Origin of the sequence: Nocardia paucivorans NBRC 100373 (assembly GCF_000308675.1) — a bacterium.
Classification (GTDB): Bacteria; Actinomycetota; Actinomycetes; order Mycobacteriales; family Mycobacteriaceae; genus Nocardia; species Nocardia paucivorans.
Genome location: NZ_BAGE01000044.1, coordinates 239,585 through 262,127 on the forward strand (window position 1 = coordinate 239,585; position 22,543 = coordinate 262,127).

General features: G+C 66.0%; 15 protein-coding genes. 9 read left to right on the forward strand and 6 right to left on the reverse strand.

What is annotated here, in order from left to right; all coding sequences use genetic code 11:
• The first annotated feature begins 14 nt into the window (after nt 1-14).
• The gene (locus ON32_RS15450; protein WP_245551076.1) at nt 15-986 is read left to right on the forward strand and encodes a helix-turn-helix domain-containing protein; all 972 of its coding nucleotides are present in this window, start codon (nt 15-17) and stop codon (nt 984-986) included.
• Nucleotides 987-1,242: 256 nt separating this feature from the next.
• Here the strand turns inward: ON32_RS15450 and ON32_RS15460 are convergent, their stop codons facing one another.
• On the reverse strand, nt 1,243-2,025 hold the full coding sequence (locus ON32_RS15460; RefSeq protein ID WP_051133286.1) for a helix-turn-helix domain-containing protein: 783 nt from the start codon (nt 2,023-2,025) through the stop codon (nt 1,243-1,245).
• A gap of 74 nt (nt 2,026-2,099) precedes the next feature.
• Here ON32_RS15460 and ON32_RS15465 point away from each other — a divergent pair, with 74 nt between their 5' ends.
• The 6 genes from ON32_RS15465 to ON32_RS15490 all read left to right on the forward strand — a co-directional run bounded on the left by ON32_RS15465 (nt 2,100) and on the right by ON32_RS15490 (nt 8,029).
• Nucleotides 2,100-3,917 (forward strand): ABC transporter ATP-binding protein, encoded by a 1,818-nt coding sequence (locus tag ON32_RS15465; protein WP_040791568.1) that lies wholly within the window; start codon nt 2,100-2,102, stop codon nt 3,915-3,917.
• Nucleotides 3,914-5,629: an ABC transporter ATP-binding protein gene (locus ON32_RS15470; protein WP_040791569.1), complete on the forward strand. Its 1,716-nt coding sequence runs from the start codon at nt 3,914-3,916 to the stop codon at nt 5,627-5,629. Before ON32_RS15465 ends, ON32_RS15470 begins: the two co-directional genes overlap by 4 nt.
• Nucleotides 5,630-5,793: 164 nt before the next feature.
• Nucleotides 5,794-6,045, forward strand: a complete 252-nt coding sequence (locus tag ON32_RS30695; RefSeq protein ID WP_040791570.1) for a zf-HC2 domain-containing protein — start codon at nt 5,794-5,796, stop codon at nt 6,043-6,045.
• 177 nt (nt 6,046-6,222) lie between these two features.
• Nucleotides 6,223-6,822 carry a hypothetical protein gene (locus ON32_RS15480; RefSeq protein WP_051133287.1) on the forward strand — a complete coding sequence of 200 codons (600 nt, stop codon included), beginning with the start codon at nt 6,223-6,225 and terminating at the stop codon, nt 6,820-6,822.
• A 239-nt stretch (nt 6,823-7,061) separates the two neighbouring features.
• Nucleotides 7,062-7,682, forward strand: coding sequence for a sigma-70 family RNA polymerase sigma factor (locus ON32_RS15485; RefSeq protein WP_083874557.1), 621 nt, complete (start codon nt 7,062-7,064; stop codon nt 7,680-7,682).
• Nucleotides 7,683-7,819: 137 nt separating this feature from the next.
• Complete coding sequence (locus tag ON32_RS15490) at nt 7,820-8,029, forward strand: heavy-metal-associated domain-containing protein (RefSeq protein WP_040791571.1); 210 nt, start codon at nt 7,820-7,822, stop codon at nt 8,027-8,029.
• Nucleotides 8,030-8,108: 79 nt separating this feature from the next.
• Here ON32_RS15490 and ON32_RS15495 read toward each other — a convergent pair whose 3' ends face one another.
• The gene (locus ON32_RS15495) at nt 8,109-8,978 is read right to left on the reverse strand and encodes a TauD/TfdA dioxygenase family protein (protein WP_217998059.1); all 870 of its coding nucleotides are present in this window, start codon (nt 8,976-8,978) and stop codon (nt 8,109-8,111) included.
• A 266-nt stretch (nt 8,979-9,244) separates the two neighbouring features.
• On the opposite strand from ON32_RS15495, the gene ON32_RS15500 reads away from it, so the two are divergent.
• Nucleotides 9,245-9,787, forward strand: coding sequence for an FcoT family thioesterase (locus ON32_RS15500; protein WP_157224206.1), 543 nt, complete (start codon nt 9,245-9,247; stop codon nt 9,785-9,787).
• 2 nt (nt 9,788-9,789) lie between these two features.
• Entirely contained in the window at nt 9,790-17,823 is an 8,034-nt protein-coding gene (locus tag ON32_RS29610; RefSeq protein WP_051133289.1) for a non-ribosomal peptide synthetase, read from the forward strand.
• Between the two features lie 394 nt (nt 17,824-18,217).
• On the opposite strand, the gene ON32_RS15510 is transcribed toward ON32_RS29610, so the two are convergent.
• The 4 genes from ON32_RS15510 to ON32_RS15525 all read right to left on the reverse strand — a co-directional run bounded on the left by ON32_RS15510 (nt 18,218) and on the right by ON32_RS15525 (nt 22,425).
• The gene (locus ON32_RS15510) at nt 18,218-18,673 is read right to left on the reverse strand and encodes a hypothetical protein (RefSeq protein WP_040791572.1); all 456 of its coding nucleotides are present in this window, start codon (nt 18,671-18,673) and stop codon (nt 18,218-18,220) included.
• Nucleotides 18,674-18,688: 15 nt separating this feature from the next.
• A complete protein-coding gene (locus ON32_RS15515) occupies nt 18,689-19,063 on the reverse strand; it encodes a hypothetical protein (RefSeq protein ID WP_040791573.1) in 375 nt (124 codons plus the stop codon).
• A 220-nt stretch (nt 19,064-19,283) separates the two neighbouring features.
• On the reverse strand, nt 19,284-20,864 hold the full coding sequence (locus ON32_RS15520; RefSeq protein WP_217998060.1) for an ISL3 family transposase: 1,581 nt from the start codon (nt 20,862-20,864) through the stop codon (nt 19,284-19,286).
• A gap of 395 nt (nt 20,865-21,259) precedes the next feature.
• Nucleotides 21,260-22,425, reverse strand: a protein-coding gene (locus tag ON32_RS15525; RefSeq protein ID WP_373284307.1) for an IS3 family transposase whose coding sequence is annotated in 2 segments (ribosomal slippage) — nt 21,260-22,140 and nt 22,140-22,425 — 1,167 coding nt in all. Because the reading frame shifts where the segments join, the coding sequence is not laid out codon by codon here.
• Nucleotides 22,426-22,543: the final 118 nt, after the last annotated feature.

The window sequence follows — 22,543 nt, forward strand, 5'->3', positions numbered from 1 at the left end:
CTAATCTGAGCCACATGACCGCTACCGACCCACTGGACTGGAGCCGGGTCGAGGTCGCTGTCCCGACCGGCCGCCCGACCCCGGGAATCCGGATGGCGGGTTTCCATTACCACGATTTCGTCCCTGTGGACCTCACGATGATCCCGCATCCCGCGATCACGCTCCTGCTGGATCTCAGCGAACGCGGAATCGTCTACCACGATCCCGAAGGCCCGGTCGCGGGAAACGCGATCATCGGCCTCCGCGCCGGCGCCCTACGCATAACCGGCGCGGGGGCCGGTGAAGTCCTGCAGATCCGCCTGTCCCCCACCGCCGCCGCAGCGATTCTCCGAGACACCGAGATGATCGGCGGTACCGTGACATCGTTGTCGCAACTGTGGGGCAGCGCTACCGCTCTGACCGAACGGCTGCGTTCGACACCGTCGTGGGACGACCGTTTCGCCCTCACAAGCGCGTTCCTTCGAAGCCGGACCTCCGGCAAATTCGCTGTAGCACCCGAATTCGTATACGCCTGGGACCGGATCGCCCGGACCAGGGGAAACCTTCGAATCGAGACGATCTCCACCGAGACCGGATGGACCCGCCAACGACTCTGGTCCCACTTCCGGTCCCGGATCGGAGTCTCGCCCAAACGCGTGTCCGAACTCGTCCGCTTCGACCATGCCGCCCATCTTCTGGCGGCAGGTCATTCACCCGCTGATGCCGCGGTCGAGGCAGGCTACGTCGACCAATCCCACCTCCATCGTCGCACCAAGGCGATCACCGATATGACCCCGCCCCGCATCGCGAGCGCACCGTGGCTCGCGATCGACGAAACCGCGTGGCCGATGGACGGACTCACAATCGACCGCGCAACGACCGCTTGCCCGACGGGCGCAGGGGACCGAGGTGACCTGTGCGGTCGACGAGCGGCCCGTGCCGCTCAGACCATGTCTCGTGCCGGCAATGTCCCGAGCATGCGTATGGCCTCAGCGGTCGCCCGCTGAGCTTCCGCCTGCGCGAGGGCAGCATGTGCCTGTGCCCGAGCGATCACGTTCCGCCGCTCCGCGTCGCTGACCGCGTCGCCGGTGGTAAGGCCACTGAGCAGTTCCTCGGCACGCTGTTCGTGAGCGGCGTAGTCATCCACCGCTCGATACTCGCATTCCTGGCACGGATGGCTGCGGCGGGTGGAGCGATCCGGTGCGAGCGCGGCCCATGGGCGTCGCGCCCCGCACCGGACGCAGCACCGCGGCGAACGAAATATCACGGAGCAGGAGCTGTGCCGAGATCGAAGCGGATACCCGCGCGCAGCATATCCGTGGCCGATAGTCCGATCATGTCGCGAAAGGTTTCGCTGAAATGCGACGGGGTGGCGAAACCGGCGTCGATGGCGGCGCGAGTGAGATCGTGGCCGGCCACGGCGTTGCGAACGGTACCGATAATGCGCCTCCACCGTTGATAACCACGAAAGGTAGTGCCGTACTGCTGGGTGAACAGTCGTAGGAAATATGTGGTGGACAGGCCCATCTTCGCGGCGATTCGATCGGCGCGGAAGGTCCGGTCCGGATGGTCTCGGATAATGGTGGCGATCTCTTCGATGCGCGGATCGATTACCGGCGCGGGCCTGGCGACGGCGCAGGCGTAGATGCGATCCGGGTCCACGTTCTCGGCCGAGCACAACTCGACCAGTTCTCGCTCCCGTCGATGGTCGAGTCCGAAAACTCCCGCGGAGGAAGTCATCACGTCGGCAATGGCGGTGGCGGGCACGCCCGCGGGTTCGACGAACAATGCCAGAATCCAGCCCTTGGTGGCGACCAGGCGCTGCGTCGTGCGAGCAGGGGCGAAAAAACTGCCGGTGCGGATCCGGCCGTGCGCACCTGTGTCCACAAGAAGCGGGCCGTGCAGTCCGACGCCGAGCATGGCGACCGACGGGGAATGCGGTTCGACGCCGAGATCCGGCCCGATATAGCCGACATGGCCGGTCCGCACCCAGGCCACCGGCGTCCGCGCCGGACCGCAGATTTCCGAAAGCGGATCAGTGTCCACGCCTGTCAGGGTATCGCTACACCACCGAGAGCCTCGGTGGCGAGAAGCATTACCGGAAAGCACGGAGACACTCGATGCGCAGCGATACCGCCGAGACGAAAGAGAAATCGCCGCCCCCGAACGGTGCGGAGCCGGCCCGTCGTCCGACCGGATCATTACGCCCCTTCGCCGGCGGTTTCGCCGCCGTACTGATCTTTCAGGTCATCGGTGCCGTCGCCGGACTGGCACCGTTGCTCGCCGTTGTCGAGTTGGGCCGAATTCTGCTCTCTCCCGATCCGATCGACCATGGTCACGTCTGGATCGTCGTGCTCGCAGGCGCGGTCGGCCTGCTGGTCCGGCTGCTGTTCACGGCCGCCTCGGCAGGCATCGGACACCTACTCGACGGGCGGGTGCAGCTCTCGTTGCGCCGGCAACTGGCCGCCGGGCTGGGACGGGCGCCGATCGGCTGGTTCTCCCGCCGCCGGACCGGCGAGCTGGCGCAGGTGGTGGGCGACGATGTGAGTGCCGTGCATCCGTTCATCGCGCACACCCCAGGCGAGCTCGTCTCCGCCTTCGTGGTGCCGTTGGTTTCGCTGATCTATCTGTTCACCATCGACTGGCGGCTGACGCTCATCACACTTGTCCCGGTGGTGCTGGCGGTGGCGCTGGTACCGGCGATGATGACTCCGACCCGGCTGCGCGAACAGGAAGAGTTCGATGCGGCCATGGGGCATGTCGCGAACTCCGTCGTCGAATACGTGCAGGGCATCGCGGTGGTCAAGGCATTCGGTGGTTCCGGGCAGGCCCACCGCGCATTCCGGACGGCCGTGGATGATTTCGTCGGGACCTTCTTCCGCTGGGTGAGCGGTCTCGCCCCGATCGCCGCGGGCATGCAGCTCGTGCTGTCGCCACCGTTCGTCCTGCTGGTCGTGTTGACCGGCGGTGCGGTGCTGATGGCGAACAATTCGCTCGCACCGGCCGATCTATTGCCGTTCCTGCTGTTGGGACTGGGGCTGACCGCCCCCGTGGCCGCCCTCGGCCACGGCTTCGACGAGATGCAGGCCGCGCGGCGCGCGGTCGGCCGGATTCGGGAAGTACTCGCCGTCACACCGCTGCCGGAACCGGCGGACCCGGTCGAACCCCAGGGGCACCGGGTGGAACTGCGCGACGTTCGATTCGGCTACGACGCCGAGCGCGAGGTGCTGCGCGGAATCGACCTGGTACTCGAACAGGGGACGGTCACCGCGCTCGTCGGGCCGTCCGGAAGCGGCAAATCCACCCTGGTGCAGCTACTGCCACGCTTCTTCGATCCGACGCACGGGTCGGTCATGCTGGGCGGGACCGATCTGCGGAACATCGACAGCAACACGCTGTACCGGAAGGTCGCCTTCGTCTTCCAGGACGTTCGTCTGCTACGCGCATCGGTAGCCGACAATATCGCGCTGGCGGTACCACAGGCCGACCGCGCCGATGTGGTACGCGCCGCCCGGCTGGCGAACATCCACGATCGCATTGTCGAACTGCCCCACGGCTACGAAACCGTGCTCGGCACGCAGGCCCGGCTCTCCGGCGGTGAGGCGCAACGCATCGCACTCGCCCGCGCACTACTCTCCGACGCGCCCATCCTGGTGCTCGACGAGGCGACGGCCTTCGCCGACCCGCAGACCGAACAAGCGGTGCGCCGAACACTGTCGACGCAGGCAGGAGAGCGCACCATTCTGGTCATCGCCCATCGCCCGGAGACGGTCGCCGACGCCGACACCGTCGTGGTGCTGGAGGACGGGGCGATCGTCGAGCGCGGCCGACCGGCCGAACTGTTGGCCCGCGGCGGCAGGTTCGCCGCTTTCCGGCAGATCCATCGATCAGCGATCGCGGACGGGCCCGAAACCGCTCGAGGAGATGAGTACCGATGATTCGAATGCTGCTGCGCGTGCTCGGACCCGAATACGCCCCGCCGGTGCGCCGCACGATTGCCCTCATGACAGCGACCGCCATTGCCGAAGGATTGTCCTACGGCCTGCTGGTTCCCATTCTGCGCGCCCTGTTCGGGGATACTCCCGCACAGGCCCGTCCCTGGCTGGTCTCCTTCGGTGTCGCGGTCGCGGTCTATGCGGTCCTGCGTTATCTCAGTGATCTGTCCGGCTTCCGAGTCGGAACCACCATGCTGCGGGGAATATACTTCCGAATCGGCGAGCATCTGGGCCGACTTCCCCTCGGCTGGTACAGCGGCGGCCGGGTCGGCGAGATATCGGTGCTGGCCAGTCGCGGTGTCCTGGAAGCCATGAGCGTTATCGCGCATCTGCTGGCGCCGTTCCTCTCTGCCGCGGTGACCCCCTTGACGATCGTCTTCGTCCTGCTGTCGTACAACTGGCAACTGGGCATGGCCGCGCTCCTCGCCGCGCCGATCGTGGCGGCGATCAGTGGCCGGACGACCCAGGCAACCGCCACCGCCGATGCGGAGCGCTCCGAACGTGAGGCCGCAGCCGCCGAACGGGTCATCGAGTATCTCCAGGCACAGCCGGTGCTGCGGACGGGCGGCCGAACCACCGAGCGCTTCGCCCTACTCGACGACTCGCTCCACGAACTGCAGCGCGCCTCGCGCCGATCGACGCTGTCCGCACTACCCGGCGCCGTCGGCCTCGTCCTCACGGTGCAGGCGATGTTCACAGCCCTACTCGTCCTGGGCACCTACCTCGCCCTCGGCGGCGAAATCGGAGTGGCAGAGTTCTTGGCGATCATGGTGTTGGCCGCCCGCTGCGCCGATCCGCTGCTGTCGCTATCGGATATCGGTGGCAAGCTCCGTAGCGCACGTGCCGTGTTGGCCAGGCTCGATACGCTGCTGCGCACCGAACCGCTGCCGGAGGCCACCGATCCCATCCGGCCACACCGCCATGATCTGGAGTTCGAGTCCGTCTCCTTCCGACACGGCGACCGGCAGGTGCTCGACAACGTGTCCCTGGCGGTGCCGCAGGGGAAGCGACTGGCCGTCGTCGGCCCGTCAGGGGCGGGGAAGAGCACCCTGCTGCAACTGCTCGCCCGGTTCTACGACGTGAACTCCGGCGCGGTACGCATCGGCGGTGTGGACGTGCGCGCGATGAGCTCCGAGGAGTTGATGGCCCAGCTCGCCATCGTCTTCCAGGACGTCCATCTCTTCGACGGCACCATCGAGGAGAACATACGCCTCGGCCGCCCCGACGCGACCGACGCGCAGCTGCGGGCCGCCGCCACCGCGGCAGGTCTGGACGAGGTGATCGAGCGTCTCCCCGGTGGCTGGAACGCGCTGGTCGGCGAAGGCGGCGCGCAGCTGTCCGGCGGTGAGCGCCAACGGGTTTCCATCGCACGGGCGCTGTTGAAGGATGCGCCCATCGTGCTCCTGGACGAGGTGACCTCCGCCCTGGACCCGGTGAACGAGGCGGCGGTCCACGCCGGCATCGAGCGCCTCATGGCCGGCCGGACCGTGGTGATGGTGGCACATCGAATGCGCACCGTCCGCCGCGCCGACCACATCGTCTTCCTCGACGGCGGCCGAATCGTGGAACAGGGAAGCCACGACGATCTCATGAGCCACGGCGGACGCTACGCCGCGTTCTGTGCGATATCCCAACCACTGTCGGCCGTTGAGTGACTGCCGGATGGAGAAGGAGAAGCCCGGCTCGCGTCGGCCGGTGGGCCGGTAACCGAACTCCGGTCTCGCAATGTGCATCGAACAAGGCGTTCGATCGGCCCTGCCGCTCGGCGAACGGGTGAACTCGGTGACAGCACACCATGTCGTGGTGCGAAAATCGTCGCGTGGAATGCTCGGTGGCACGGGAATGCCTGTCCGCTCGGCTCGACGGCGAAGCCGAGTCGGTGCCCGCTGCCCGGTTGGACGAGCATCTTCGTCGGTGCCCGGACTGCCGCCGATGGCATGTGGCAGCAGCCGAATCGACCCAGCGGTTCCGGCTCGCCGTGGCCGCACCGGTCCCCGATCTCGACGAACGAGTCCTTGCCGCGGTGCTCACACCTGCCCGACAGTGGTTTCCGGACCATCGGAACCGCTGAGCGGCCATGCATTCGGCGTTGTAGAGGAAACCCGCGCCGCCACTGTGGACGGCGTTGTGACGCGAACAGGAGCCTTTTGCCCCGGATCACCGCCGTAACGGAGAGGGTGCGACGATAGACGGCGCCATGATCAGTCCAGCGCACAGTTCGCCATGTGCCAGGGTGTGCCGTGCGTCGATGTTCGCGCTGATCTGTGTCCTGCTCTCGGCGGCGGGGCATTCCCTCACCTCTGCCCACACCATCTCCCTGTCGACCCTCGTTCTCGCGACCGGCTTCCTCACCGCTCTCGCCTGGTCGGTCGCCGACCGAGAGCAAGGTCTGACGGCGATAACCGTCGGCCTGCTGGCCGGTCAAGGCGCGCTGCACCTGTGGTTCACCGCCGATGTCTCCGGGGGGCATGCCGACCATGCCGCGATGGCCCACCGCCTGGCCGACACCGGCACACCGGCCATGCTGGGAGCGCACGGTCTCGCCGCACTGCTGTGTGCTCTGTGGTTGCGGCGGGGTGAGCGCACCGCATTCGCCCTCGCCGCAACCCTGTATGCGCGGATCGTGCTGCCTTTGTTGCTGCTCGTTCCACCGCTACCTGCTGTCCGGACCCCGGTCGTCACCCGTCCGTCGACCGACCACGACAACCCGGTCACCACAGAATTCCTGCTGCATGCGATGGTCCGGCGCGGTCCACCGCACCGTATCGCGTCATATCTCCCATCCGTTGCGACCGCTGTGACCGGCCGCGGCGTTCGAGCATTTCCGGGACGCCGGGCGGTCGGGTGACCCGCGACGGGACAACCGTCACCGGCGTATCGCCGGCACCGACGCGATCCTGCGGTTGCGTTCACTCATCCGCCGTGCACGCGAATGCGTTCCGGCGCGACCGCGCATGCGTCCCGACCAGGAAATTCTTCGCCATGAGCATGTATTCCCAAGCGCTACCCGATATCGGCCGGCGCTGCCGATCACATTCCGACCAGGTGCCCCCACACGATCCACCGATCACTTCCCGGCTCACCGTCATGTCATCGGATGATCGATTGACTGCGCTGGCCTTGGCCGCCGGGGCGGGCGACCGAACAGCGCTGACGGAGTTCATCAGGTACGCCCAGGCCGATGTGTGGCGGTTCGTCGCCCGAATGACCGATGTGCAATCCGCCGACGATCTGACCCAGGAAACCTTCCTACGCGCGATGGGCAGCCTGCCACGGTTCGCAGGACATTCCACCGCCCGCACCTGGTTGCTCTCGATCGCCCGGCGCGCGGTGATCGACCGACGGCGCAGTGCCTCCGCACGTCCACACGTCACGAGCGGCACCGACTGGGAGACCGCGATCGATCAGCGGCGCGACCGGCACAACGACGATATCGGCGAGGAAATGGCGGTCGTGGATTTCCTGCGCTGTCTCCCGGACGACCGTCGTGAAGCGTTCGTCCTGACCCAGATCCTGGGACTCAGCTATGCCGAAGCCGCGCAGGCCACCGACTGCCCGGTCGGCACCATCCGCTCCCGGGTCGCGCGAGCCCGGGAAACCCTGGTCGAACTGTGGCAGGGCATGAGCACGGATGCGGCCGACGTTCGCACCGTCTCCGAGCGGAAACGGTGCGGCACGACACCTGCGTCGGCTACCCGAACACGCTGACGGCACGGAATCGACTCCGGCCGCTCCGGACGCGGTGGGCCGACGGGAACTCGCGGCCCACCGCATCCGACCAATTCCATGTCCGGAGGTGACACACCATGACCGTGTCATCTCATATGCGAATCGAAAGGTGCGATATGGCCGAACAGGTGTATCGAGTGACAGGGATGACGTGCGGGCATTGCGCGCAGCATGTGACTTCCGAGATCCGAAAACTGTCCGGGGTCGACGAGGTCGATGTCGATGTGGAACAGGGGCGGGTCACCGTCCACAGCCGAACCGCACTATCGACCGCGGACGTCCGCGCGGCCGTCGAAGAAGCCGGATACGAACTGGTCGACGCCTGACGGGTGGAGATCGCGAGCGGTGCCCGTCCTCGCCGTGGGAGGGCACCGCCGCTTTCCCGTTGCCGAACCGACGGGCTCGCTACGACGTCTCGGCATCGAGCGAGGGGTCGTCGTAGAGGGTGATGCGCCAGGATTCCGCCGGGTCCGCGGTGGGATTGTGCAGCGACCGATGCGCCAGGGCGATGTTGTCCCAGATGAGCAGATCTCCGACGTCGAATTTCTGCAGGTGGATGGCGGGGTGCTCATGGGTGGGGTCGAGTTGCCCGGTGTCGGAGAGCAACCGCTCGAGCACATCGGGTCGCGGTTGTCCCTCGAGATCCTCGATCATTTCGGTCGCCCCTTCGCTCACGTAGAGCACCTGTTCACCGGTGTGGGGATGGCGGATCACCGTCGGTCGCCGGACCGGTGGTGTGCGTTGGTCGATTTCGGCGAGGACGTCGCCGATCGGTCGGTAGACATCGGTCGGGCGGATCTTGAACTTCCGCCGTGGCGTGTGGATCGCAACCGTTTCGGACGCCACGTCGGCCAGTTCCGAATCGAGCGTTCGATATGCCTCGACAAGATCGATGAACAAGGTGCCGCGGCGTTGTCGAGGCACCCGGCGCGGCGAGATGATCGTCAGATCGAACGGCCTCGGCATGAATTGGTAGTCGGAGTGCCAGAATTGGCCTGTCTTGGGCACCCCCATCTGCCGTCCGTCGACGGAGACGTTCGACGAGACGAAGACCTCGGGCACGTCGGGATGCCGATAGATCGGCTCGTAGTACAGCTGCGGCGCACCCAATCTACGCCCGAACTCGAGCAACTCCACGGGATCGGGGTGCTGCTCCTTCACAATGGCGATTCGATGGCGGTAGACGATTTGTTTCAAGGTCCGGACATCCTCGTCGGAGCCGGGGTCGAAACCTTCGACGATGACACCCATGACGGGTTGTGCGCTGATCTTCACGGAACCTCTCCTGCCGACTGAAACCTTCGGGGCACAGGCGGATACGCCACGACGCCTCCCGAGTAGTCGCGTCGCGACGGCCGGAAAGTTCCGAAACCGTCGTGGCTGTGATGTCCCGAACACCATCGAGCCCGTTTCGGTGTGACAGCCGACACTTCACGAACCGTCGGGAACTCGCTCGGCACTCGACCCGACTTCCTGTGCAGATGTCGTGAAACGAAAAAGACGCGCGAATCGGAAAGCGCGCGAATCGAAAGGCATTGGAATTGACGACAGCAGCTCACCGCGACGGTGTCGACGGCCTCGAGATAGCGCACGATGCGGATCTGCTCGCCGACGTGTTACAGGTCTATCGCCCCGCCGCCCGCTACCTGCGGAGGATGACGCATCGATTCGACGGCGAAAAGATCAGCGGCGAGGCGGAACTCGCGATCGAGGAATCGTGCTACATCGACGAGACCGGGCATCTCAATGCGGTCGATGCGCTGATCGGCTACAACCAGATGGCCTATCTCACGATCGCGACAATGGTCCGGCACTCGATCGGCCCGGTGTTCGGTGGGTGGTCGATGGCCGAGTTCCGCCGTCGGTACCTACCCGGCATGGTGATCGCCGACAGCCGTTTCACCTTCGCACGGCCGGTCGACTCCCGACGATTCCGCGCAGAGCTGACCTTCGACCGCATCGAAACCTACCGTGCGAGATCACAGCAGCGCATCGCATTGCACACGTCGGTCGGCTTCGGTGACGAAACCCTCGACGGCTGTCGGGGAGAGGTCCGTGTCGTGATCCTCGGCGAGGAGAGATAACGGTGAGCGCACGAACCGTCCTCGCGGAACTGCTGGACCCGCATGTTCGGAAGTCGCCGGACAGATGTGCGTTGCGATGCGGTGAGCGCTCCGCGACCTTCGCCGAGCTCGACGACGCCGCCGACCGTATCGCCACAGCCCTCGTCACCGCCGGGGTGACACCGGGCGCGCGGGTGGCCTACCTGGGCCGGGAGTCGGTCGACTTCTATGCACTGTTGTTCGGATGCGCGAAGGCCGAAGCGGTGTTCGTGCCGATCAACAATCGACTCGCCGCGGACGAGATCGCCCATATCCTGGCCGATTCCGCGGCGACACTGCTGTTGCTGGATGCCGATTTCTCGTTCGAGCCCCCCGACGACCTGCCGGTGATATCGGTTTCGAACGCAGACCTGCGGGAATGGTACGGCCGCTGCCCCGCCGTCCGACCGCATCGTGACATCACGGCCGACGACGCCGTGGTCCAGCTCTACACCAGCGGAACCACCGGACGCCCCAAAGGGGTGGTCCTGGCCCATCGGAGCTTCTTCGCAGTGCGCGACGCACTGGCCGGCGCGGGCCTGGATTGGCTCGATTGGCGCCCCGACGATGTCACCCTGGTGGGGTTGCCCGGCTTCCACATCGGTGGAATGTGGTGTGCGTTACAAGGCATGATGGCCGGCGCGACCACCGTGACCATGCCCCACCCCGACCCCGCGACGGCGGTGCGCCTGGTGGCCGAGTCGGCGGCGACCGTGCTGTGCGTGGTACCGACGACATTGCAATGGATGTTGGACGAACCCGCGGCCGATGCCGCTGCGTTCGCATCGGTCCGCAAGATCGTCTACGGCGGCGCGCCGATGCCGGCGGATGTGCTGGGTCGGGCGGAGGCGGTGATCGGTTGTGAGTTCGCACAGATCTACGGTCTGACGGAGACGGGCAATACCGCGGTGTGCCTGCCACCGGAGGATCACCGTCGCGGTGGCGCCCGGTTGCGGTCGGTGGGCCGTCCGTATCCCGGGTTCGCGGTGCAGGTGATCGGCGCCGACGGTCGACCGCTACCCGCCGGAGAAGTCGGTGAGATCTGTCTGCGCACCCCGGCCCGCATGCTCGGTTACTTCAAAAATCCGGCCGCCACCGAGGTTACCGTCGTGGACGGTTGGATTCACACCGGCGACGCGGGCCACCTGGATGCCGACGGCTACCTCTACCTCGGCGACCGGATCAAGGACATGATCAATGTCGGTGGCGAGCACGTGTACCCGGCCGAGGTCGAACGGGTGCTGCGTGAGCATCCCGCCGTAACCGATGTCGCCGTGGTCGGTGTCCCCGACCCGCAATTCGGCGAGCTGGCACATGCCGTCGTGGTCGTGGCTCCCGACACAGCGGTGACGGCCAACGAACTACTCGCCTTCGCCGGGAAACGACTGGCGGCCCACAAGGTGCCGGCCCGTTTCGAATTCACCGACGCCCTCCCGCGCAATGCGAGCGGCAAGGTGCTGCGCCATCGGATACGCGAGCACGTGGGCGGGCAGGCGATGGACCAACCGGGCGGTGGATCCTCGTCCGGCACCGCGCAGCCGAGCATCGTGGACCTGACCGTGACCCAGACCGCGTACTGGGTGGGCCGTCGAAACGACATCGCACTCGGCGGCGTCGCGCCCTGGTGCTATTTCGAAGTCGAGCGCACCGCACGGCAACTGCGCACCGGCGACCCGCTGACCGAGATAGCAGCCCTACAAGCGGCCTGGAACCGGCTCATCGCCGACCACGACGTGTTGCGGATGGAGATCACCCCCGAAGGGCGCGCTCATATCCCCCCATCACGACCCGAGTACCGGATCGGTCTGATCGACCTTCGCGGACGGACGGACCGCGAGGTCGACAGCGCCCTGGCGGAATCGACCGCGGCGAAATCCCACCAGGTCCGTGACCCGTCCCGGTGGCCACTGTTCGACATCACCGCGGCCGTGCTGCCCCACGGCGGCCTACGGCTGTTCCTCGGGTTCGACATGATCGCCATGGATGTGCCGAGCTGGGCACTGCTCATGCGGTATTGGCGTGATCTCGTGTACTCGGCCCCCGTCACCCCGCCGCCACCGACCGGTGTCGAGGGTCGTCGGTCGCCCTCGCGCTCACAACGCGACCGCGATATCGCCAGGGCCTATTGGCTGGCCCGAATCCCCACGCTGCCGCCCGGTCCGGCGCTGCCCTGGGCCGAACCGCCGGACCGCGTGCACACCGGTCGCTTCCATCGCCACGAGGCCATCGTGCCCGCCGAACGCTGGTCACGTCTGTGCACCGCATGCCATACGCGTGGACTCCATCCGCGGGCAGTGCTGCTCGCCGCGTACGGATTGGTGCTGAACCGCTGGGGCGCCCGCGACCCCTTCTGCATCAATACCGTGGTTTTCGACCGCGACGAGGACGTACCCGCGACGGCCGTGGGCGACTTCACCACCACTTCGCTCACCCAACTACCGCATCCGACCACCTGGCGAACATTCGCCGACCTGGCGCGGGCAGCACACGAGCAACTCGACAACGACCTGGCACACGGCGCGTTCGACGGACTAGAGGTCCAGCACGCGATGGGGATGACCACCGCGCCGCGATACCCGGTGGTGTTCACCGACTGCACCGGTCTACCCCTCACCGACCCCATGACATGGCTCGGTGACGTGGTCCACGGCGTGTCGCAGACACCGCAGGTGGTTCTCGATTTCATGCTCTGGGATCACGCCGAGGGCGGAGCGCGGTTGGTGTGGGACGCGGTGGATCGCGTTCTTCCCGATCGGTTCGTGTCGGGACTGTTGGCGGCATACGAGCGCCTGCTGGCCGCATTGGCCGACGACACCGGATCCTGGCAGCGCGTCGATCTGGGCGCGAACCCGCACTTCGAACCGGTGGCCACATTCACACCACACTCACGCCCGGAATGCGGTCCGCTGCTGATCGATCCGCAACGGCAGCGGGCCGATATCGATCCGGACGCGCCTGCGATCATCGGTGCGACGGGGACGCTGACCCATGGTGAGCTGACCGTCCGCTCCGCCGCGATGGCGGCGGCCATGATGCGCGATGGTGTCGCCCCCGGAGACCGGGTCGCGGTCGTGGCGAGCGGGTCGGTCGCTCGGGTCGTGGCCTGTTACGCCGTCTCGGCGGCCGGGGCGACGCTGGTGCCACTCGATCCCCGGTGGCCGACGACCAGAATCGCCACCGCCTGCGCGCGCGCCGAAGTGCGCTACGCGCTGGCCGAGACCGAGCATGCCGATACGCTTCCCCCGTCGATCCGGGTCGGCGACCTGAATCCGATCTTCGAATCGACCGCGACCGTGGATATCCCGTGTACCGCCGCCCCCGACGATCTGGCCTATATCATCTTCACCTCCGGATCGACCGGGGAACCCAAGGGCGTGGCGATCGAGCACGCCGCCGCCCGCACGACGATCGACGACATCAACGACCGCTTCGGGGTCGGGCCGGCCGACCGGGTGCTGGCATTGTCCGCACCAACCTTCGATCTGTCGATCTACGACGTGTACGGCGTCCTCGGCGCGGGAGGCGCCATGGTGGTGCCGGATCCGACCGCGGCACTCGATCCGGCGGAATGGTCGCATCTGATCGCCGAGCACGGTGTCACGGTGTGGAACACCGCGCCCGCGGTCGCACAGATGTTGGTCGAATACGCCGAGGACGACCCGGTCGTGCTCGGCCGACTGATGTCGCTGCGGCTGATGTTGTTGTCCGGTGACTGGATTCCGCTCTCCCTTCCGCAGCGGCTCCACACCATGCTGCCCGAGCTCCGTGTCGTCTCGCTGGGCGGCGCGACCGAAGCATCGATCTGGTCCATCTGCCATCCGATCGAGCGGATGGACCCCGGTTGGCGCAGTATCCCGTACGGGCGTGCTCTGCGCGATCAGTTCTTCCTGGTCCTCGACGAGGACGGCCGGCCCTGCCCGGTGGGCGTACCCGGCGAGCTACACATCGGCGGCGCGGGGTTGGCCCGCGGCTATGTGGGGGACGAGCGGCAGACCGCTCACCGCTTCTATCGACACCCGGTGTTCGACGTACGGCTGTATCGCACTGGTGATCTGGGGCGGTGGTCTCCGGACGGGACGATCGAATTCCTGGGCCGGGTGGATCGCCAGTTGAAGATTCTCGGGCACCGTATCGAGCCCGGCGAGGTCGAAGCGGTGTTGACCACACTGCCTCAGATCCGACAGTGCCTGGTCACCGGGCACCGCGGCAAGGACGGGCAGATGCGACTGGTCGCCTACCTCGTCGGACGGTCGGCACCACCGGACCCGGAGGCGGTCACCGCCCACGCCCGATCCCGGTTACCCGCCTACATGGTCCCCACCCGATGGGTCGTTCTGAACGAGCTGCCGCTGACGTCGAACGGAAAGATCGACCACGCCGCACTTCCCGACCCGTTCACCGGCGAATCCGTGACCGTCTCCGACACCGCGCCCGGCAGCTCCGACATCGTCGAAGGCGACGCCCCGATCGTCGATACCCGAGCATCGTCCCGCTCCGCCCCCAGGACATTGACCGAGGACGAGCAGTGGACGGCCGCCCTGTGGAGCGAGCTGCTGGGTGTGACGATCACCGACCCGGACGCGGACTTCTTCGCGTTGGGCGGACATTCGGTGCTGGCCACTCGCATGCTCTTCCGGGTGCGAGCCGACGGATACGCCGAGATCGGCCTGCGCGAGGTGATCTCACACTCGACAGTGGCCGAGTTCACCGGGTTGCTGGTCGAAAAACGTCGGGGCGCCGACCCGGACAGGGCTTCTCGAACGGTTCCGGCGCCGACCCGCTCGGTCCCGGACGAGCCGTTCGCCCTGACCCGCGTCCAGCACGCCTACCTGCTCGGGCGCAGCAGCGGAACGGCCTGCTACGTATTCAACGAATTTCATTGCACGCAGCTGGATCTCGACCGATACGAACAGGCGTGGAACATCGTGATCGCGCGTCATCCGATGTTGCGGACGGTGATCACGACCGACTACCTCAACCGGGTCATCGATCCCGTCCCGCGCTACCGCATCCGCCGATACGATCTGACCGCACTGCCGGACGAGGAACGCGAGGCGCGATTACTGCTGCTACGCGAGCAGTTGTCGCATCGGGTCATCCGTCACGACCGCTGGCCGCTGTTCGATGTGCGCGCCGCCATCCTCGGTGCAGGCGAGCTGCGGCTGTTCGTCGGGGTGGACGCCCTGATCTGCGATGCGAGCAGTTTCTTCCTGCTCGACCGACATCTACGCCAGGCCTATGCGGAACCGTCGGCGCACATACCCACACCGCAGACCACTTTCGCGGATTACGTCACCTACACCCGCAACCGCCGCAACAGCGATGCCCATACCCGCGCCGTCGAGTACTGGAACCGACGAATCCCCACCATCCCCGGACCACCCACACTCCCCACTCGACACAAGACCGACTCCGTTCCACGTTTCACCCGCCGCGCCGACCACTTGTCGGCCGAACAATGGGAAAAGCTCGGCGCCGTCGCTGCCCGGCACAAACTGACACCGTCGGCGGTACTGCTGACCGTCTACGCCGACGCACTCGTGGAACTGAGCGGGGACGAGCACTTCTCGATCATGCTCACCCTGATGGACCGCCCCCTCGATCTTCCCGATATCGACCAGGTGGTCGGGGAGTTCACCGCCTTGGTCGTCCATGAGGTGGACCATCGGGAAAGCGAGTGTTTCCTCGATCGCGCGCGCAGAACCCAGCAACGTCTGTTCGACGATCTCGACCACAGTCATCACTCCGCGGTCGACGTACTCACCGACCTCACCGCCAGAACCAGTCGACGAGTCCGACTACCGGCCGTATTCACCAGCGGCCTGGATATCGGCGACCTCGTCGGCGGTGAACCCCACCTGAATTGGGTCGGCCGGCTCGAGTACGGCATCAGCCAGACACCCGACGTGTGGCTCGACCACCAGGTACTGGTCGAAGACGGACGGTTGCACGTCCGTTGGGACGTCCTGGAGACCGTGCTCGACGGCACCGCCACGGATACCGCCTTCACCGCGATGATGCGATCGCTGCGACGGTTGGCCGACGACCCCACCGCATGGGCCGGTGGCGGCGCCGGACCCGCATCGGTCGACGACATCACCCATCGACTGACCGCTCTGTGGGCCGATGTCCTCGGCATCGATATCGCAGCGGTCGACCCGATGAGCGGCTTCGTCGCATCGGGTGGTGATTCGGTCTCGGCGGTTCGACTGGTCCGGCAGGTGCGTGGTGTCTTCGGGCTCCACCTTCCCATCGACGAGATCATCGCCCCGGAATTCACCCTCGCGGCTCTCATCTCTCGAACAACCCGTGCGACCGCGGAGACCGGAGCGCGCACCGGACCGGTAACAGACCTGTTCGAAACCACGACCGCGAGCGGACCTTTCGAGCTCACCCCTCTTCAACAGGCGTACTGGGTCGGCCAACACGATGCCTGGTCCCTGAGTTGTCGAACAGCCCATGGCTATGCGGATCTGCTGATCACCGGCATCGACGGCGACGAATTGCACAGCGCCGTCCGGCGATTGGTCGATCGTCATCCCATGTTGCGGACCGTATTCTCCGACAACGGGACTCAGGAAGTGCTCGACGAGACGGATCCCAGGCCGGCCGAATTACCCGTCGAGGAGATCGATCTGACCACCGCATCGCCGGCAACGGTCGACGCGGAGATCACCCGCATCCGATCCGATATGCAGCGCCTCGGACCGGAATACGACCCGTGGCCCTTCCGAATCGTCGCGGTTCGCCTACCCGAAGGCCGGCTCGGCCTGCACATGGTGTGCAGCCTGCTCGTCGCCGACGGCTGGTCCGGACAGCTTTTGGTCGGCGACCTGCTCACCTACCTCGACGAACCCAATGCGGTACTGCCGCCGCAGACCGCTCGATTCGCCGACTACGTCACCACACTCGCCGCACGACGCCGTACCCCGCAGTGGGAACGGGATCGGCAATGGTGGTGGGACCGTATCGACAATCTGCCACCGGCGCCCGCGCTGCCGGTGGCCGGACCCGTCGAGCACATTCGACCCGAGATCATGCAACGCCGCGAAGCCCGACTCACCTCCACCCGGTTCGCGGCCCTCACCGAGCAGTGCCGACAGCACGGAATCATCCCCTCGGCGGTCTTCGCGACCTGTTATGCCATCGCTTTGGCCCGAGCCGCCCGCCATCGCCATTTCCTGCTCAATGTGCTGTACCTCGACCGAATAACGCTGCCGGCCGACCTGGACCAGGTGGTCGGCCCGTTCGCCACCACCACACTGGTCGAACTTCGGCTACCTCGCTCGGCGGCCTTCGTCGAACTGGCCCGACACACTCAATCGGCGACAGCTCGCACCTTCGACCACACGCAGATCAGCGGAGTGGAGGTCGTTCGCGAGATCGCGCGCCGCCGGCGAGATACCCGACCGGTGGCGCCGGTGGTGTTCCACAGCATGCTCGGGCTACGTCCACCCGCGCCCATACCGGAAGGAGTGCGCATCCTCGACTCCTCCCGCAGCATCCGCACCCCACAGGTGTCGTTGGATCTGCAGGTCGGGCCATCACCGTGGCAGGACGACGAGATCACCATCGGTCTCGACGCCATAACCGAATTGTTCGAACCCGCAGTCGTGGACACGATATTCGACGACCTCGTCTCCACCCTCGAGCGACTGGCCACCGACCCGGGTTTCTGGAACGCCGGTATCACACTGCCTGTTTCCGAGCTTCCCGCATCGGTGGACGAATACCGTCCCACCCCGACCACCGGTCCGCTCACCACACCGACCGAGCATCTCGTCGCCGATGTGTGGAGCAAGGTGCTCGGTGATGCGACAGGATCGGTGGCCGCCGGTTACGACCGCTCGACCGATTTCTTCCATGCGGGTGGCACCTCGGTCACGGCGATAGCGATGCTCCGCAGAATCCGGGACCTGACCGGCACATCGATACGGGCTCGGCAATTCCTGTCCGCCCCGACGATCGGCGACCTCGCCGCCGTCATCGACACCGCTCCCGCGCACGACCAGGAGTAGGAGGGCCCGTACCGCCTCGGCCGTGCCCGTACCGGCGGCACGGGCACGGCCCCCAGCGGAGCATTCGGCGGTGTGCAAAGCCTCGACGATCGCCCTGGCACGGTGGGTGGGCGCGGTGCCGTGCCCATCGTGCGCACCGGGCGCACATCCGAGGGGCATCGATCTCATCGGGGCGTCCGTCGAGAGACGGGTGACTGACCCCTGGTGATCGGTCCACGTGATCTGGTCCCCTCTGCAGCCACCGTGAGCCCCTCCAGCATGGTGCGCGCGGTCGCGACGGCCGGAACCGGCGTGGGCGGTCGACGGCCGAGTCAACGCGGTGACGGCGGCGACGGTTACTCGCCGGGCCCTCTCTGCGGCAGGGGTTATTCGCCGCATGTCGAACTGGTCTTGCTCAGTCCGGGCTTCCTTGAACTCGATCCTCGTACTGGTCGACGAGGTGCTGGTAGAAGCTGTTGGCCGGATCTTCCAGCGAGATAGGGCGCAGCCCCAACCTCACCGCCCGGCCCGCGGTTGAGGAGTACCCCTCCTTGTCGACGCCGAGGTCTTGCACCACCGCTTGGACCAGTTCGTCGAGTTCTTCATCGGTCGCATAGACCACAAGGGAACACTCCACCGGCGCGGTCGCCGGGTCGTAGTCGTCGCCCAACGCTCGCTGCGCGAACAACATCACATCCATGACCGGCCCGAACTCGGTGTAGCAGGGGATTCGGTTCACGCCCCGGATCCGGTGGGCACTCTCCTCGAGGGCCAGCGCCACGGGGTGGACTCCCTCGCTTTCTCTCTCCGCCGCGTCGGGAACACCGAGCCCCACGGTGATCTGCCAGACCTGGCGGTCATCGTCGTCCACGTACAGACCTCTCCGTCACTTCTTCCACACCTTCTTGGGGTGACAGTGCTTCACCTTCCACCCACGCTCTGCATCAGATTGTGCCTTGCGCTTGGCATCGTTGATCGCGTCGATCTCGGTCCTCCCTATACCTTCGTACGGGAAGGGCCCCTTGGCATTCGTCCTCTCCAGGGTCTCGAAGTAGCAGTCCACCTTCGCGTAGTACTTCTTCGCGAGCTCGAATTCCCACGTCTGAGCCACGTTCGTGGGTGCCAACGCAGCACCGGGTGTCTCGGCGCCCGCTGCTCCGGTACCCGCCATGCACACGCACGCTGCCGCAACTGCGACAGCTGCCACCAACCGGCGACCGTTCTCGATGGCCCTCATTGCACCCGCCCTGTTTTCGCTCATACCTACTTAGATGCAGCTGAAAGGCAAACGGTTCCGCGGATCTCACGATTCGCCTTTCCAACAGGTCGCAACCCGTCGGCTCCTGTTTCGCCAGGGCTGCTCGTGGGATCGGTGCCGTTCGCAGCGGAGAAACGACCGACCATCAACATCAGGTGTGAGGCGACACGAGAATGGGTTCTGGCACGGGAAGCGTGAAATTCAGGTGGCGTGTCGCGCCGGATCAGGTCGGGAGCAGGATGCGCCTGCGGAGTAGATCGAGTTTGGCGCGCCCGAACATGCTGCGTTTCAGATGCTTAACTCGGTTGACCTGTCCTTCGACCGGGCCGCTGCTCCAGGGCAGACTCAGTCCGGCGGTCACTGCCGCCTGGTCACGCGCGAAGCCTCTGGCAAGCGAGTGCAAGGCGGGCAGCGCGTCGGCTTCGACTGCTTGGATCCAGGCAGGTAACCGGTCTCCGTGTAGACCGCCCATCATGTCGGCGAAGCCGGTGACGTGGCGCGCGGTGGCGTTCAGTTCGGGGCATCGGGCCAGGACTGCTTCCAGCCTTGTAGCGGCATCGGCATCGAGGTTGGCCGGGTCGGTCATGATCCATCGGGCGACGTGTCGAGGTTTCAGCACGACCGGCCGCGGCTTCGGCGTTTTCTTCAGAGCAGGGAGACGACGCAGATAGCGTTGAACTGTGCGTAGGCTACCGCGCCACCCGAGAGGGTGGAGTTCGGTATGCAGCGTGGTGGCGTTGGTGCACCCTTGGTTGTATCGCTGGTGCAGGTAGGGTTTGAACGGATCGAGGCTGCTGTCTCGGTCGATGGTTTTGGTCAGCAACTCACCCGGCGTTGCCGCGGCCGCATAGCGTTGGACGGTGCGAAAGCACACACCCAGTTCTCGGCCGATCGCGTTGAGTGAAAGCCCCTCGTCGCGCAACCGATGGACCGTGGCATGCCGTTCGCGCACGCGGGTCACGAGGTGTTGTTCCGGGACCGGTTCGAGAAACCCGGGGTTCATCCGCTCTTCTGTCGGCTCGAATGACTCGGGAGTTTGTGCTGTGGGCAAGTCGGTCGAGGCATCGTCCGTTCCTGGGTCGTGTAGGCATCGCCGGTGCGCCTGCACGGTCTTTTCCACGGCCTCGGCGAGGTTGTGCCACAGGTGCCAGCGGTCGGCGACCTGGATCGCTTGCGGTGCGCCGGTGCGGGCGCCGTCGGCATAGGTGCCGCCACGGTCGCGGCAGATGATTTCCACACCGGGGTGCGCGTTCAGCCAGGTTGCGAGGGTTTTCGCGCTGCGGTCGGGCAGCACATCGATGGGGCGATGAGTGTCCATGTCCACCAGAATTGTCGCGTAGACCGAGCCCCGGCGCAGCGCGAAGTCATCGACCCCGAGTACGCGTGGCGTGGTGATCGGCGGCTCGGGCACTGCTCTCACCAGCCGCAGCAGCGTCGTGCGCGACACCTCGATTGCCAGTGCTCTCGCCAACCGGGTCCCGGCACGACCGGCCAGAGCCAACCCGATCTTGGTCAGCGTCTTCAGCAGACCGACGCTGCGTCGCCGGCGTCGCTCGGACAAACCGGCAACTTGTTCGACGAACGTCCGACACCGACAGCTCATGTTGCGGCAGAAGAACCGGCGAACCGTCAACCGAACACACACTGGCCGCCCACCGACCGGAAAATCAGCCAGCCTCCGCTCGTAGCGGCTATGCACCGATCCCGACCCCACGCCGCAACCAGGACACGCAGCCCAGCCCGCTCGCGCCTTGGCGTAGATACCGACGCCACCGTCCTCATCCCGAACATCCACCACCCGCACACCGGCAAGATGCGGGAACAAGACCCCAACCACATCCACCCGATACACATACTGGAAACCACCGTGAGCTGCACTCACACAACACAATTCACGCTTCCCGTGCCAGAACCCATTCTCATATCGTCTCTCAGCTGACCTTTCGCGTGACCCCTCAGGCGAGGCGCACAAAGGTTGTGAATCATGACCGTTTCTCTTTTGGTGCCCGGTTCCGGATATCGCTTCAGGTCGACTTCCGCTGAGGAGTGTTAACGTCTCCCGTTCGCGTGGAACACCAGTTTGTGCCCCGTTTTCGGTTACGCTCGTCCCGGCCCTGGGTAAACGAAAACTCAAGGCGCTCACCGCCGGTGAGGTCCGCTGAGGTTGCCCCAGTTTCCCGGACGGTTTGGGTGTGATGCTCACGCGGCTGCGTGAGCGGGGGTGTGGGTTCGTTCGTACTCTACGGGGCTGAGCATTCCGATCTTCGAGTGTCGCCTTGTCGGGTTGTAGAAGGATTCGATGTAGTCGAAGATCGCGTTCGCCAGTTCCTGACGCGTGGCCCATGCCTTTCGGTCGAGCAACTCCAATTGCATGGTGCCGAAGAAGCTCTCGACCATGCTGTTGTCGAAACAGTCCCCGATCGATCCCATCGAGCCGAGCAGTCCGGCCGCGCGGATGCGCTGCCCGAACGCCCAGCTGGTGTACTGAGCGCCGTGGTCGGAATGGGCGATCGTTCGACCCGCGGGTGGTCGGCGCCGCCACCTGGCCATGTCCAACGCGTCGCAGACCAACTCGGCACGCAGATGGTCTGCAATCGACCACCCGACGATCCGGCGGGAGAACGCATCCAGCACGACCGCGCAGTACACCCAGCCCTGGTTGGTGCGGTGCTGGGTCACATCCATACACCACAGCCGGTCCGGGCCGGCGGCGCCGAACCGGCGGTTGACCAGGTCCGGATGCGGACTGGCCTGCCGATCCCGTGTCGTGCAACCTCGACGACGACGGAAGACCCCGGTCAGGCCGGCCTTGCGCATCAGCCGGGCCACGCGTTTACGACCCACCCGGATCCCTCGACCGAGCCGCAGCTCGGCATGCACCCGCGGAGCACCATAAGTACCGCGTGAAGCGGTGTGGATATCGGCGATCGTGGCGGCGAGTTCACGATCGGCGCAGGCACGCGCGGACTCACCGCGATGTTTCCATTCGTAGTACCCGGAGGTCGACACCCGCAGCACACGGCACGCCACCGTGACCGGGACGCCGGCTTCGGCCAGTTGCGCGACCACCGGGAACACTATTTTGGGAGGACATTCTCCCGTGCGAAATAGGCCGCGGCCTTGCGCAGCACCTCGTTCTCCAGTTCGAGTTGTCGAGTCCTTCGCCGCAACTCGGCGAGCTCCTTGCGTTCGGCGCTGGTCACGCCGTCGCGTGCGCCTTCATCGATGTCGGCTCTTCGGAGCCAGTTCCGCAGACACGACTCCGAGATCCCCAAACCCTTCGCAACCTGACCGATCGGCCGGTCGCTACTGCGGGCCAACTCGATCGCGCGCTGACGGAACTCCGGCGGGTGTGCTGGTGGCATCCAGACTCCTTTCGGAGGCGAGTATCTCGCCTCACCGTTGGTGTCCGGAAGACCGGGGCAACCTCACGCGGGTTCATCAACGGCCTGCGCACCCGATGCCAGTGCTGCACCCAGAGCG

Excerpts from the sequence above, each read along its gene's own strand:
- ON32_RS15480 (WP_051133287.1), top strand. The coding sequence starts at position 6,223 with ATGTTCGCGCTGATCTGTGTCCTGCTCTCGGCGGCGGGGCATTCCCTC.
- ON32_RS15450 (WP_245551076.1), top strand. The coding sequence starts at position 15 with ATGACCGCTACCGACCCACTGGACTGGAGCCGGGTCGAGGTCGCTGTC.
- ON32_RS15465 (WP_040791568.1), top strand. The coding sequence starts at position 2,100 with ATGCGCAGCGATACCGCCGAGACGAAAGAGAAATCGCCGCCCCCGAAC.
- ON32_RS15490 (WP_040791571.1), top strand. The coding sequence starts at position 7,820 with ATGGCCGAACAGGTGTATCGAGTGACAGGGATGACGTGCGGGCATTGC.
- ON32_RS15470 (WP_040791569.1), top strand. The coding sequence starts at position 3,914 with ATGATTCGAATGCTGCTGCGCGTGCTCGGACCCGAATACGCCCCGCCG.
- ON32_RS15515 (WP_040791573.1), bottom strand. The coding sequence starts at position 19,063 with ATGAGCGAAAACAGGGCGGGTGCAATGAGGGCCATCGAGAACGGTCGC.
- ON32_RS15485 (WP_083874557.1), top strand. The coding sequence starts at position 7,062 with ATGTCATCGGATGATCGATTGACTGCGCTGGCCTTGGCCGCCGGGGCG.